This is a genomic window from Paenibacillus sp. WC2504 (assembly GCF_052682475.1).
On the sequence record NZ_JBQZFH010000001.1, the window covers coordinates 3032230 to 3046916 of the forward strand.

General features: G+C 47.8%; 12 protein-coding genes. All 12 read left to right on the forward strand.

What is annotated here, in order from left to right:
- The first annotated feature begins 47 nt into the window (after positions 1 to 47).
- The 12 genes from ACUN27_RS13235 to ACUN27_RS13290 all read left to right on the forward strand — a co-directional run bounded on the left by ACUN27_RS13235 (position 48) and on the right by ACUN27_RS13290 (position 14682).
- A complete protein-coding gene (locus ACUN27_RS13235) occupies positions 48 to 461 on the forward strand; it encodes a DUF3679 domain-containing protein (protein ID WP_326063794.1) in 414 nt (137 codons plus the stop codon).
- A 76-nt stretch (positions 462 to 537) separates the two neighbouring features.
- Positions 538 to 2352, forward strand: coding sequence for a translation elongation factor 4 (gene lepA / locus ACUN27_RS13240; RefSeq protein ID WP_315952263.1), 1815 nt, complete (start codon positions 538 to 540; stop codon positions 2350 to 2352).
- A 132-nt stretch (positions 2353 to 2484) separates the two neighbouring features.
- A complete protein-coding gene (gene hemW, locus ACUN27_RS13245; RefSeq protein WP_315952262.1) occupies positions 2485 to 3636 on the forward strand; it encodes a radical SAM family heme chaperone HemW in 1152 nt (383 codons plus the stop codon).
- Positions 3637 to 3795: 159 nt separating this feature from the next.
- Complete coding sequence (locus ACUN27_RS13250) at positions 3796 to 4269, forward strand: N-acetyltransferase (protein ID WP_326063793.1); 474 nt, start codon at positions 3796 to 3798, stop codon at positions 4267 to 4269.
- Positions 4270 to 4380: 111 nt separating this feature from the next.
- Entirely contained in the window at positions 4381 to 5409 is a 1029-nt protein-coding gene (hrcA, locus tag ACUN27_RS13255; RefSeq protein ID WP_127449825.1) for a heat-inducible transcriptional repressor HrcA, read from the forward strand.
- Positions 5406 to 6947, forward strand: a complete 1542-nt coding sequence (locus ACUN27_RS13260; protein ID WP_326063792.1) for a TCP-1/cpn60 chaperonin family protein — start codon at positions 5406 to 5408, stop codon at positions 6945 to 6947. Before hrcA ends, ACUN27_RS13260 begins: the two co-directional genes overlap by 4 nt.
- A gap of 60 nt (positions 6948 to 7007) precedes the next feature.
- Complete coding sequence (grpE, locus tag ACUN27_RS13265; protein ID WP_315952260.1) at positions 7008 to 7583, forward strand: nucleotide exchange factor GrpE; 576 nt, start codon at positions 7008 to 7010, stop codon at positions 7581 to 7583.
- A 76-nt stretch (positions 7584 to 7659) separates the two neighbouring features.
- Positions 7660 to 9507: a molecular chaperone DnaK gene (gene dnaK / locus ACUN27_RS13270; protein ID WP_326063791.1), complete on the forward strand. Its 1848-nt coding sequence runs from the start codon at positions 7660 to 7662 to the stop codon at positions 9505 to 9507.
- Between the two features lie 108 nt (positions 9508 to 9615).
- On the forward strand, positions 9616 to 10728 hold the full coding sequence (gene dnaJ, locus ACUN27_RS13275; protein ID WP_315952258.1) for a molecular chaperone DnaJ: 1113 nt from the start codon (positions 9616 to 9618) through the stop codon (positions 10726 to 10728).
- A gap of 242 nt (positions 10729 to 10970) precedes the next feature.
- A complete protein-coding gene (locus ACUN27_RS13280; RefSeq protein WP_315952257.1) occupies positions 10971 to 12701 on the forward strand; it encodes an alkaline phosphatase in 1731 nt (576 codons plus the stop codon).
- Between the two features lie 83 nt (positions 12702 to 12784).
- Positions 12785 to 13462, forward strand: a complete 678-nt coding sequence (locus ACUN27_RS13285) for an ABC transporter ATP-binding protein (protein ID WP_315952256.1) — start codon at positions 12785 to 12787, stop codon at positions 13460 to 13462.
- Positions 13459 to 14682 (forward strand): ABC transporter permease, encoded by a 1224-nt coding sequence (locus ACUN27_RS13290; RefSeq protein WP_315952255.1) that lies wholly within the window; start codon positions 13459 to 13461, stop codon positions 14680 to 14682. Before ACUN27_RS13285 ends, ACUN27_RS13290 begins: the two co-directional genes overlap by 4 nt.
- The last annotated feature ends 5 nt before the right edge of the window (positions 14683 to 14687 follow it).

Here is a 14687-nt window from a genome sequence, read left to right on the forward strand (position 1 = left end):
TGAAGAAGCTTAGAGGCAACATTATGAAAATTAAAGGAGGCTTTATCATGAAGCTGAGGCACTTTTATATCAAGGTGAGCTTGTTCGGATTGCTGCTGCTGTTCTGCATTTTATTCGGTGTCAGCTTAGCGTCCAGCGGGATGGAACGAATTCAAGGTCCTCAGCCTTCTGCGAAAACCGCCGCTCAAGAGCCCGTGAAGCCAGCAGGGAATGGGACAGTTGCTGCTGCAAGTGCCGGTAAGGCAAACCCGTCTCCAACCCCCAATGGTGATGCTAGAGCTAAAGCAAATGCAGGTTCGAACGCAAAACCTGAAACCGAAAAGAAACCGGATCCCGTAGCCGACCACGACAACTCTCTGAATCATGTGGGAAATAAACTCGGAGACCTGCTGCAAATCGCATCGCATCATGGAATTAAGTTGTTCGTGTCGATATTTGACGCCATATTGGGCAAAGGATAAGGGTGTACATTGCTGCAACTTCCCACAACTGCTATAATGAAAATTATTTGCATGTTGTGGGGGTTATTACGTTAGCATGACTGACATTCGCGAAAGACAATCAAGAATTCGAAACTTTTCTATCATCGCTCATATCGATCACGGCAAATCAACACTTGCTGACCGAATTTTGGAATATACAGGTGCTCTGTCGACCCGTGAGATGCAGGAGCAAGTACTTGACCAAATGGATCTGGAGCGGGAACGCGGGATTACAATCAAGCTGCAAGCGGTAAGACTGAATTATCGGGCAGATGACGGCATTGATTATATCCTTAATCTGATTGATACACCAGGACACGTCGACTTTACTTATGAAGTATCCCGAAGCCTTGCGGCTTGCGAAGGAGCTTTGCTGGTTGTAGACGCTGCACAGGGAATTGAAGCTCAAACGCTGGCTAACGTATATCTGGCGCTTGAAAATAACTTGGAAATTTTACCCGTTATTAATAAAATCGATTTGCCAAGCGCTGATCCCGATAAAGTGAAGCAGGAAATCGAGGACGTGATCGGGCTTGATGCTAGTGAAGCAGTACACGCATCTGCGAAAGCAGGCATTGGCATTAAGGAAATCATCGAGCAAGTTTGTCAGAAGGTGCCGGCACCACAGGGCAATCCAGACAATCCGCTCAAAGCGTTGATTTTCGACTCTCACTATGACGCATACAAAGGTGTTATTGTTTATGTGCGTGTTGTAGACGGTTCGATCAAGGCAGGCTCCAAAATCAAGATGATGGCGACCAACAAAACGTTCGAAGTCATCGAGGTTGGCGCGTTCAAGCCAAGAATGTCCTCAGTTCCATCGCTGGAAGTCGGAGATGTTGGATTTATCGTTGCCGGTATCAAAAATGTCGGAGACACGCGCGTCGGGGACACGGTAACCGAAGCGGATCGCCAAGCGCCAGAGCCGCTGCCAGGCTACCGACGCATTAACCCGATGGTTTTCTGTGGATTGTATCCAATCGAAACAACGGATTACAATGATTTGCGTGAAGCTCTGCAGAAATTGGAACTCAATGACGCATCACTCCGTTTCGAACCTGAAACATCGACAGCGTTAGGATTTGGCTTCCGCTGCGGTTTCTTGGGACTGCTGCACATGGAAATCATTCAGGAACGTATTGAACGTGAGTTCAATATTCCGCTGATCACGACGGCGCCAAGCGTTATCTACCGCATCACATTAACGAACGGCGATGTGATGGACATTGATAACCCATCGAACTATCCGGATCCACAGCGTATCGATTTCGTTGAAGAGCCGTATGTCAAAGCTTCCGTCATTGTGCCGAATGATTATGTAGGCACGATCATGGAGCTATGCCAAGGCAAACGCGGCGAATACTTGAACATGGAGTACTTGGATTCGAATCGCGTCACATTGACTTACGACATCCCATTGTCCGAGATCGTTTATGACTTCTTTGATATGTTGAAATCCAGAACCAAAGGCTACGCGTCCTTTGATTATGAATTGTCCGGATACAAGAAGTCGAATCTCGTGAAAATGGACATTTTGCTCAATTCTGAGCAGGTCGATGCGCTTTCTTTCATTGTTCACCGTGATACCGCATATAACCGCGGCAAAATCATTTGCGACAAATTGAAGGATTTGATTCCTCGTCAAATGTTCGAGGTGCCGATTCAAGCGGCAATCGGACAAAAGATCGTAGCTCGTGAAACCGTTAAAGCAATGCGGAAAAACGTCCTTGCCAAGTGTTACGGCGGTGACATTTCGCGTAAACGGAAATTGCTCGACAAGCAAAAAGAAGGTAAAAAGCGCATGAAGCAGGTCGGCAGCGTGGAAGTGCCGCAAGAGGCGTTCATGGCTGTACTCAAAATAGACGAATAGTTTGCAGTGAATAAGAAGCTGGGGTGGCAGAGTACTCTGCCCCTTGGCTTCTTATCAGTTGATAACCTAGACAAACGCGCTCGTCCATCAGGACGGCGATTCGGATGTCCAGGATAGAAAGGAAATACCCCTATGTTAGTTACTTATGCAGCTCCAACCGCTGTGTACATTCATATCCCGTTTTGCACAAATAAATGCCATTATTGCGATTTTAACTCCTACGTGCTCAAAGGCCAGCCTGTGATGGAGTATTTAGATGCGCTGGAACGTGAAATGGAGCTTACTGTAAAAAATAACCCGCCGGCCAAAGTAGAAACAATCTTCGTAGGTGGAGGAACACCGACGGTTTTGCTTCCTGATCAAATGGAACGATTCTTGCGGATGGTCCGGACTTATTTTCCGGCTGACGCGGCAGAAGTCGAATTCTCGATGGAAGCGAATCCGGGAACAACGGATGAAGATAAGCTTGCGGTTATGAAAGAAGGCGGCGTCAACCGGATAAGCTTCGGCGTGCAGTCATTTAACAATGATCTGCTTGCGGCGATTGGCCGTATTCATAATACAGATGATGTGCATAGAAGCATTGAGAATGCCAAAAAGCTTGGGTTTAACAATTTGTCTATCGATTTAATGTTTGGTTTGCCGAAACAAACCGTCGAGATCATGCAAGCGACCTTGGATGAAGCTTTATCGCTCGATCTACAGCATTACTCCATCTACAGTTTAAAAGTGGAAGAAAATACGTTGTTCCATACGTTGTTCAACAAAAATCAGCTGCCGCTGCCAAGTGAAGATGAAGAGGTCGATATGTATGAGCTCATCATGAAGCGTTTGGAAGCAGCAGGTTACAAGCAATATGAGATTAGCAACTTTGCGAAGCCAGGGCGAGAAAGCAGGCACAATACGATGTATTGGCGTAATCGCTCTTACTATGGGCTTGGCGCAGGCGCGCATGGTTATATGAATAGGCAGCGTCATGTTAATGTGAAAGGAATTCAGCCATACATTGATGCCACTAAAGTCGGGTTGCCAATCATGGAACAATTTGAAGTTACGCGGCAAGAAGCGATGGAGGATTTCATGATGGTTGGCTTGCGTTTATTGGAAGGCGTTCGGAATGTCGACTTCCAAGATCAGTTTGGAGATACGATTGAAGCGCATTTCGGAGAAACAATTAAAGGCTGGGAACAGAAAAAATTGCTGGAGCGAACGCCAGACGGGTATCGATTATCCAAACACGGCATATTGCTGGGCAATGAAGTGTTTGCTTCCTTCTTAACTTAGGCACTTCTTGGACTTAACCCGGCGTCGGGCAAAAAATCCCTTGTGCAAATATACGGTATGTTGTATATTTATACATGAATCCACAAGCGTTACAGCAGTTTGGCTGTGAGGACGCTAGCGTGGGTTTTGTGCATTTTTGTTGCGATTGGTGGGATGACAGTGAATTCATCAACTACAGTGTCCGTTAGGAAAGCATCGATCATCGATATCGAGAAGCTTTATGAAATTATACAAGGCTATGCGAAGCAGGGCATTATGCTGCCGCGTACCAAGGAAATGCTGGAGGAGCAAATTGACTCTTTCGTCGTTGCCGAGCATGATGGTACGTTAATAGGCTGCGGCTCCCTTACAAGGCTTGGACCAGATCTTGTCGAGATTCGCTCGCTAGGTATGACGCCAGGCTTCAAAGGGCAAGGAATTGGCGGCAAGCTTGTTGATTTCTTGGTTGAAGAAGCAAGAAGCCAAGGTATTGTGAAAGTAATGGCGCTAACGTATGAAGTTGCTTTTTTTCAAAAAAATGGTTTTACCCTTGTACCAAAAGAGATTTTTCCGGAGAAGGTTTGGAAAGATTGTATGCATTGCAAAAAACAGTATTGCTGCGATGAAATCGCCGTACTCAAACGATTGGATTGACTTGACAACAGACCTTAGGGTCTGTTATTTTTGTATTAGGATTTAGCACTCACTAAATACGAGTGCTAACGAAAGTGATCATAGAACGATTGTGAAGAGGAGGGGTACTTGATGTTGACGGATCGGCAACGCATGATTTTAAGTGCTATCATAGATGATTATGTTCGTTCAGCAGAGCCAATTGGTTCAAGAAGTATTTCGAAACGAGGCAATGTCGGATTTAGCCCGGCAACGATTCGTAACGAAATGTCCGATCTCGAAGAGATGGGTTACTTGGAGCAGCCCCATACGTCCGCAGGCCGTATACCCTCGCACAAAGGTTATCGTTACTATGTCGATCATCTGCTCCAGCATGGGACTTTGCATGAGAATGATTTGAATTCAATGAAGGGCACTTTTGCTCAGCGCATTCAAGAGATGGAAGGCGTTATCCAGCATGTCGCCGGTGTACTGTCCTCCTTGACGAATTATACATCGATTGTGCTCGGGCCTGAGGTATTCAGTACGACGCTGAAGCATTTGCAGATCATCCCACTAACTGAGACGACTGCTGTTGCCATCATCGTTATGAATACAGGGCATGTGGAGAACAAAACGATTACGATTCCTGATGGTATTCGCATGTCCGACATCGAGAAGGTTGTCAATATTCTGAATGCCAAATTGCAGAATGTGCCGCTGATCCAGTTTAAATCCCGACTTTATAATGAAGTTGCGAGCGAGCTGGGCAAATATGTGAATGGTTACCAGGAGCTTCTTTCGGTTGTGGAAAGTGTGCTGCAAAGTGATGAGAAGGATCGCGTGTTTCTTAGCGGTATGACCAACATGTTGACACAGCCTGAATTTAAAGATGTTGACAAGGTTAAAAGCATTTTTGATCTATTGGAAGAAGCACCTACACTTATCAAATTGTTTACTCCGACAAATGAAGGCATGGAGATCAAAATCGGTGCTGAAAATAGTATTGAAGCTATAAATAATTGCAGTTTGATTACGGCCTCCTATTCGATTGGCGGTCAGCCTCTGGGTACTATAGGCATCTTGGGGCCAACGCGAATGGAGTACGGCAGGGTCATTAGTTTAATGAATCATTTATCGAAGCAAATGGAAGACGTGCTGGGACGTTGGTACGGCAAATGAGCGGTATCAAGACAGGACACAGCGAGGGCGAAGAACGCTACTCTACATTAGTTAATAATTCAGCCGCCGTTAGGGCTATTTGTTCCGCGGTTGAGGGCACACTGGGGCCTAAGGGGCTGGACACTATGCTGGTTGGCGGACAGGGTGATGTCATCATCACCAATGATGGAGTTACCATTTTAGAGAAAATGGACGTCTCCCATCCCGCAGCCAGATTGATGATTCAAGTCGCGCGGAGCCAGCAGCGACAAATTGGCGACGGCACAACGACAGCGACGGTTCTTGCCGGGGCGCTGGTGCAAGAAGGTGTTGCGCAAGTAACGCGCGGCGTACCGGTTGCCAAGGTCGTCAGCGGGATGCTGCAAGGCATCGAGCTGGCGGTAGAAAGCCTGGAGCGCCGAAGCCGCGCGATCACGGGGCTAAACGATGAGGCGCTGAAGCGCATCGCGATCACGGCAGGCCGAGAGCAGACGGATATCGCGAGGCTCATCGTTCAAGCCGCCGAAGCGGTCGGCGAGGCGAAGCTTCGCGAAGACGGCTATCGCTTCGCAGACAGTGTGATCGCCCATGAAGAGGCGAGCAGCGAGGTCTGGACCGGCATTCTGCTGAACCAGAAGCCGATGAACCTGCATCTCGACCAAGAGCGGCGAGATGCCCGCATTCTTGTTCTGCATGATGCCTTGGAGCCTGAGGCGGTCAGCGAGGAATCGCTGGTCACCGAGGCAGGCTTCCAGCGGTACATGCAGCTGAGAGAGCTTTTCCGCAGCAACCTTGCGTCGCTGCTGGAACTTGGGGTCGGACTCATCGCCTCCGACCGCGGGGTTGACCCCGAGGCGGAGCAGTTCTGCTCCGACCATGGCATCATCGTGCTGCAGCGCTTGTCCCGCAGGGACTTGCAGCACCTCAGCGAGCACACCGGCGCTCGGCCGGTGCGTCGCACGGCGCTGCGTAAGAGCGCGCCGGAGCTTGACGCGGCGCTAGGCCGCGCGGGTTATGCCGCGTACGACGAGCGCCTGGGGCGCGTACGCGTAGCGGCGGGTCACGGTGAGCAGCACGTGACCGTGATCGTCGGCGCGGCGACGCGCGAAGCGGCGCATGAGCGCTCGCGCATCGCCAAGGATGCCGCGTCGGCCGTGCAAGCCGCCGTACGCGGCGGGTACTTGCCCGGAGGCGGCGCGGCGGAGATGGCGGTGGCGCATGATCTGGAACGTGTCCGCGAGACGATGAAGGGCATGGAGGGCTTCGGTGTGGCCGCTGTCGCGGGAGCACTGCGCAAGCCGCTGGCTCAGATCGTTGTCAACGCGGGTTATAATCCGCTTGAGAAGGTTGAAGAGCTGAAAGCGGCGCAGATCGCGCTGGAAACCGACAGCCTCGGAATTGATTGCGACACCGGTCAGGTTACGGATTTCGTCGAAGCCGGCATTGTAGACCCCGCAGATGTGAAAATTCACGCGTTGCAGGCTGCAGGAGAGGTTGCTGCCGCTGTACTGCGTATTCATACCGTGATTAAGATGAAGCAGCCTTTTGAAGAAGAGTAAAGCTGGGCAAACTGACGATAACGAAATTTTGTTGTATTATGTTGAGGAGGTGAAGGACAATTGAGTACTGATAACAAAACAGAAGAGCAAGACGTGAACACTACATACGCAACCGACAATGAGCAAACCGCTGAAAACCAGGAAGATGCAGCAGCTCAAGATACTCAAGCTGAAGCTTCTGCAGAAGCGAGTGAACTAGAGAAGGTGCGTGTGCAAGCCGAAGAAAACTACCAGCGTTTATTGCGCGTTCAAGCGGACTTCGACAACTTCCGCCGCCGTGCTAGAGCGGAGAAGGAAGACTTTGCTAAATATGCTTCACTTAAATTGATTGAGCAGCTTTTGCCGATTGTAGACAACTTCGATCGCGCGTTAGCGTCAAGCAAAGAGACAAAAGATTTCGACGCATTGGCAAAAGGTTTGGAAATGACGTACCGCGGAATGGATCAACTGCTGACGGCTGAAGGATTGAAGCCGATCGAAGCTGTTGGTCAGCCGTTCAACCCGGAATTCCACCAAGCTGTCATGCAAGTGGAGTCTGACGAGTACGAGGAAGGCATTGTCGTTGAGGAGCTGCAAAAAGGCTACATTCTTAAAGACAAAGTTATCCGACCAGCGATGGTGAAAGTTAGCGTTTAGATCTTATCATTTTAGAAATTAAAAATATCTCAATCTATTCAAATGTTCCCTAGGAGCAAAAGGAGGAAGCTTTAACATGAGTAAAGTAATTGGTATTGACTTAGGTACTACAAACTCTTGCGTAGCTGTTATGGAAGGCGGAGAAGCCGTCGTAATTCCTAACCCGGAAGGTAACCGTACGACGCCGTCCGTTGTAGGTTTCAAGAAAGATGGCGAGCGTGTAGTTGGTGAAACAGCAAAACGTCAAGCGATCACAAACCCGGACAAAACGGTTATTTCCATCAAACGTTACATGGGTACAAATCACAAAGAAAACATTGATGGCAAAGATTACACACCACAAGAGATCTCTGCGATCATCTTGCAAAAGCTGAAATCCGACGCGGAAGCTTACCTGGGCCAAACGGTAACACAAGCGGTTATCACAGTTCCAGCTTATTTCAACGACAGCCAACGCCAAGCAACGAAAGATGCTGGTAAAATTGCCGGTCTTGAAGTACTTCGTATCGTCAATGAGCCGACAGCTGCAGCACTTGCTTACGGTTTGGAGAAAACAGAAGACCAAACGATTCTGGTTTATGACCTTGGTGGCGGTACGTTTGACGTTTCCATCCTTGAACTGGGCGATGGCTTCTTCGAAGTTAAAGCGACTAGCGGAGATAACAAACTTGGTGGGGATGACTTTGACCAAGTCGTTATCGATTACCTCGTATCCGAATTCAAAAAAGAGCAAGGTATTGACCTTAGCAAAGATAAAGCAGCGGTTCAACGTCTGAAAGATGCTGCTGAAAAAGCGAAAAAAGAGCTTTCCGGCGTACTGACAACAACGGTTTCCCTACCGTTCATTACAGTTGCTGACGGCGTACCGCAGCACTTGGAGTTAAACCTTACTCGTGCGAAGTTCGAAGAACTTTCCGCTCACTTGGTAGAAAGAACGCTTGGACCAACTCGTCAAGCTTTGCAGGATTCCGGGCTTTCCACTAGCCAAATCGACAAAGTTGTTCTTGTCGGCGGATCCACTCGTATTCCTGCGGTAGTTGAAGCGATCAAAAAATTGACAGGTAAAGAGCCTCACAAAGGCGTTAACCCGGATGAAGTTGTTGCTCTAGGTGCAGCAGTTCAAGCTGGTGTATTAACTGGTGAAGTAAAAGACGTAGTTCTTCTTGACGTAACACCACTTTCCCTTGGTATCGAAACTGCAGGCGGCGTGTTCACGAAAATGATCGATCGCAATACGACGATCCCAACAACGAAATCACAAGTGTACTCCACTTATGCAGATAACCAAACTAGCGTAGAGATTCACGTGCTTCAAGGTGAGCGCTCCATGGCTAGCGGCAACAAAACACTGGGCCGTTTCATGCTTGGTGATATTCCTCCGGCTCCTCGCGGCGTTCCGCAAATCGAAGTTAGCTTCGATATCGATGCCAATGGTATCGTGAACGTGTCCGCTTTGGATAAAGGAACTGGCAAAAGCCAAAAAATCACAATCACTTCTTCCAGCGGCTTAAGCGATGCGGAAGTTGAACAAATGGTGAAAGACGCGGAAGCTCACGCTGAAGAAGACCGCGCTCGTAAAGAGCTTGTAGAAGCTCGCAACGAAGCCGATCAACTTGTTTACTCCGTTGATAAAACGATCAAAGATCTTGGCGACAAAGTAGACCAAGGCGAGATCGATAAAGCAAATGCTGCCAAAGAGAAAGTAACTGCTGCTCTAACTGGCAACGATCTTGAAACGATCAAAGCGGCAACGGCAGAGCTTACAGAAGTGATCCAACAACTTTCTGTGAAGCTGTATGAGCAAGCTTCCGCAGCGCAAGGACCTGATGACGGTGCAGCAGGCGGAGGCGCAGGCGAAGCTCCTAAAGGCAGAGAAAATGTTGTTGACGCGGACTACGAAGTGGTTGACGAACCAAAAAAATAAACATATCCTATAGTAATGCTGGATGTGTAGAAACGAATGAGTCAAAGCCAAGGGGGTTCCCCGTGGCTTTGACTTTCCGTTTGCAGTCTTGAACATGGGAGTGGAACAATGAGTAAACGTGATTATTACGAGGTGCTTGGGGTCGGCAAGGATGCTTCGCAAGAAGACATCAAAAAGGCTTACCGTAAAATGGCGCGTCAGTATCACCCTGACGTGAATAAAGCTGCGGATGCGGAAGATAAATTCAAAGAAGCAAAAGACGCTTATGATGTGCTTAGCGATAGTCAGAAGAAAGCCCAATATGACCAGTTTGGTCACGTTGATCCGAACCAAGGGATGGGCGGCCAAGACTTCAGTGGCGGCTTTGGCGATATTTTTGATATGTTCTTTGGCGGTGGCGGTGGTAACCGTCGTAACCCGAATGCGCCGCAGCGCGGAAACGATTTGCAATATACAATGACAATTGAGTTTAAGGAAGCGATTTTCGGTAAAGAAACCGATATTCATATTCCGCGAACTGAAAATTGCGATACGTGTAACGGCTCTGGCGCAAAGCCAGGAACGAAGCCGGAAACTTGCGGCGGCTGTCACGGCAGCGGTCAGCAAGAAGTTGTACAAAATACGGCGTTCGGGCGCATTGTGAATCGCCGCGTATGTACGCAATGTAATGGCTCCGGTAAAATCATCAAAGAAAAATGCGGAACATGCCATGGCGCAGGAAAAGTGAAAAAACAACGCACCATTCACATCAAGATTCCAGCTGGTGTGGACGACGGCGCACAACTTCGCGTATCAGGCGAAGGAGAAGGCGGAACTCGTGGAGGCCCATCCGGTGATCTTTACGTAGTCATTCGCGTGAAGTCCCATGAATTCTTTGAGCGTGAAGGCAATGATGTCTATTGCGAAGTGCCACTTACCTTTATGCAAGCAGCACTTGGGGATGAGATTGAAATCCCGACACTGACAGAGAAAGTGAAGCTCAAAATTCCGGCTGGCACGCAAACCGATACGTATTTCCGCTTAAAAGGAAAAGGGGTTCCGCACTTACGTGGCTTTGGTCAAGGTGACCAACACGTGAAAGTGATTGTGGTAACGCCTACGAACTTGAGCGAAGATCAGAAGGATTTGCTGCGCCAATTCGGTAAACAAACCGGTGAACATACACATGAGCAGAACCAATCGATTTTCGAACGTATGAAAAGAGCCTTTTTGGGCGACTAAATTCATATTTTTCTATAAGAACCAGAACACTCCCTTGACGTTTTCACAGATTTTGATCTGTTGAAAAGGCCAAGTGGAGTGTTTTTTGTTTGGCTGCAGGGTGCACGTTCACAGGTTTGTTTACATTCAGCTAACAGTATATGGAATCTTTTACATAGCGAATACGTAACGATAACTTCCTCTTAATCTATGAAAGTTATGCTAGATGACGTGAGATACTTTATATTTGGAGGGAATACACCTTGAAAAAAAGCTTGAAACAAATCATGGGTTCCGGTCTAGCAATTTCCTTACTGGCCTTAAACGTAGCAGGCGTAGCATCAGCTGCTGAAACAACTCCGACTACCGTTCCAGCGGAGCAACCGCAATCCAAAAACCTGATCGTACTGATCGGTGACGGCATGGGTCCGGCTGAAGTGACGGCAGCAAGATACTACTCCAAAAAGTTTTTAAATAAAGACCGCTTAGAGCTTGATGGCGGATACTATGTTGGTAAAGCAACTACATACTCGCAAGCAGGTCCATACACGTCGGAATCCGGTGCTGTAACTGACTCCGCTGCAGCTGCTACGGCCTTCTCGACAGGTAACAAAACATACAATAATGCAATCAGCGTGTCTAACGGCGATGTAGCCAAACCATATGGATCGATTATCGAAGCAGCAATGAAACAAGGCAAAGCTACTGGACTTGTATCCACAGATAATATTACTGGAGCAACGCCTGCGGTATGGGCATCCCACGTTCGTCAACGCGGTAACCAAAACGCAATTGCTTCTCAATACTTAGCTAGCGGAGTGAATGTTATCTTCGGTGGCGGTAAAACGAACTTTGTAACAAAAGACGATAAAGGAAAACGTACTGACAAAAATATTATTCCTGACTATGAAGCAAAAGGCTTCAAAACAGCGTTTGATAAAGCTGGTTTAGATGCAATTCCAGCTACAGCTGACCATGCGCTTGGACTTTTCGCAATGAACGAAATTCCATATGTACTGGATCGTGATGCGAGCACACCTAGCTTGCCGCAAATGACGCAAAAAGCACTTGATATTTTATCCCAAAATAAAGATGGTTTCGTACTATTGGTTGAACAAGGACGTATCGATCACGCGGGTCACGCGAACGATCTGCCAGCCAACGTTCAAGAAATGCTGGAGCTGGATGCAACATTCAAAACATTGGTTGATTTCGCGAAAAAAGATGGGAATACTTCCGTTGTTGTCTCGGCTGACCATGAAACAGGCGGTTTGTCCTTGGGGATTAACAATGTGTACGAATTGAATGTAGATTTGTTTAATAAGGAGAAGCACTCCTACGAGTATTTGGATGCGATCTTGAAAGCAGCTCAAACAGCTGATGATGTTCGTAAAATCGTTGCTGACAACATTGGTTTCACCGATTTGTCTGACGAGGAAGTTGCATTGATTTTGAAAGGTGACGGCTCTTCTTATGGACGCGCTGGAGGTTACAACGCTGTTGTATCCAAACGCTTAGCTGTTGGCTGGACGGGACATGGACATACTGCCGTAGACGTTGGGGTATGGGCGTACGGACCGATCGCTTCTTTGGTTAAAGGCGACATCGATAATACGGACATTGCAAAAAGCGGTGCAAAAGTAATTGGCGCTGATCTGGCTGCAGCAACAAAAGAACTGCAAGATAAGTACTTGTACCCATTGTTCAAAGTAACTCGCGATAACAAAACATTGTTTACGGCGAAATCGCTTGCTGAAGCATTAGACATCCAAGTGGTTTGGGATGAAGCAACGAAATCCGTAACACTTTCCAAAGACAACCAAAAGTTGTCCGTACTAGTTGAAACTGGCGCTATTACGGAAAATGGCAGTGAAAGCACACTTGTTGGCAATGTGGACAATGGCAAGCTATACCTGCCGCTAGAAGCATTCAATAAGCTGACTGGCAAAACGATGACATGGGATTCCTTCAACGAGCGCATCGTGAAAAACTAAAAGCAAAGGCAAAGAAAGGACAGGGGATCACGCTTCCCTTGTCCTCTTTTCCTATCTTGGACCTATGAATTTGGAGGACAGCTATGATTGAGTTGAACAATATTTCAAAGTCTTTCACGATGCATGGGCAAAAGCTGCAGATCCTAAGTGTTCCTTCGTGGAGCATTGCGCAAGGGGAACGCATTGCTTTGCTCGGCCCGAGCGGAAGCGGTAAAAGCACGCTGCTGCACTTGCTCAGCGGTGTTATGGTTCCGGACGAAGGGGAAATACGTGTGAACGGCTTACCGCTGCATACGTTTTCACAAAGTAAAAGAGACCGTTTCCGTGCGGAGCATGTCGGTTATATTTTTCAAGATTTTCATTTAATTTCGTCATTGACCGCCAGGCAAAACGTCGAGCTCATTGTCCCAGATACCTGGTCGAAGAAACAGACGAAAGACCAGCTTGACGACTGGTTTGAGAGAGTCGGCTTGAAGGATCGCCAGCATCATATGCCTAATGAGCTATCGAGAGGGCAGCAGCAGAGAGCGGCCATTATTCGTGCCATCCTGACTAAGCCGCAGCTTGTGCTGGCCGATGAGCCTACAGGCAGTTTAGACTGGGAAACAGCTGGCGAGGTCATGTCGCTATTGCTGAACATTTGTGAGATGGAGAAACTCACGCTCGTTACCGTTACTCACGATTTGCATTTGGCGGAAATGTACCCGACACGTGTTCATATAGGTGAAATTAATGAGCTATCGAGGAGAAATGCCGTATGAGATTAGTGGCTTTAGTCTGGAGAAATATGCTTCACCGAAAAACACTCTCACTGCTAACCATTTTATCTGTAACGATTACGGCAGCTTTGGTTGTGTTTTTACTGCTTTGCAGCGAAGGGCTTGAGCAGGGGGCTGAGAAGGGCTACGGTCCCTTCGAGGTAACGATCGGTGCCAAAGGCAGCGCGACGCAGCTTGCTTTGAACACTTATTATCATGTAGGCGCTCCTACAGGAAATGTACCGTTTACACTGCTTAGCGAGCTTCAAAAGGATGAGTCCGTTGATCGCGCCTATGCGATGACGACGGGAGATAACTATAACGGATTTCCTATCGTAGGGATTGAACCCGGCTATTTTGCTTCCCGCTATGGAACAGAGAAGCAGATGGCGGAAGGGAAAATGTATGGGAAGCTTGGCGAGACCATAGTTGGATCTCACATTGCGAGCTCGCTAGGGCTTCATATCGGAGATAAATTCCAAGGCGCGCATGGCTTGATCAAAGGGCTGGAAGAAGCGGAAGGCGAAGATCACGAAGGTGATTCCGCTGAAGAAGAGCATCATCATAATTTTACATATACCGTAGTTGGTATCTTACCGCCATTATTCACTTCCGATGATCGAGCTGTTTTTACGACATTGGATTACGCTTGGGCTGTGCATGAAGGGCAGGATGCTGAACATCGGGAAGTTACCTCCATTCTGATCAAGCCGAAGACGCTGCTAGGTGCACAATCGATCAAAACGAAATACGGTCAAATGAACAATGTTCAAGCGATTTATACAAGCAAAGCAGTTGCTGATGTTGTGAACGTCATCGATAAAGGAACCGGGGCGCTAACGGTTGTAACGATCATCTGCATTTTGCTTGCCGCAGGCACCATCCTTCTTTCGCTTGTCGCAGCCGTGAATGAACGGAAGAAAGACGTCGCTCTACTGCGTTTAATTGGAAAATCCAAAGGATTCATTTGGTCCTCGCTGATTGGAGAAGGATTATTGCTGACAGTGATCGGCCTTGTTTTGGGCATACTGGCAGGCCATCTCGGCGGTTATTTAAGCCGCGAAGCTGTATTCGAATATACAGGTTTGCAGCTGCAATCTTTTCAGTTCATGCAGGGAGAATGGTTGTTAATTGCAGGAACATTAGGAATTGGTATTCTTGCTTCAGCAGGCCCGGCATTGCAGGCCTATCGTGTAGATCCATTGCAATTATTCAAGTCATGAAGTCT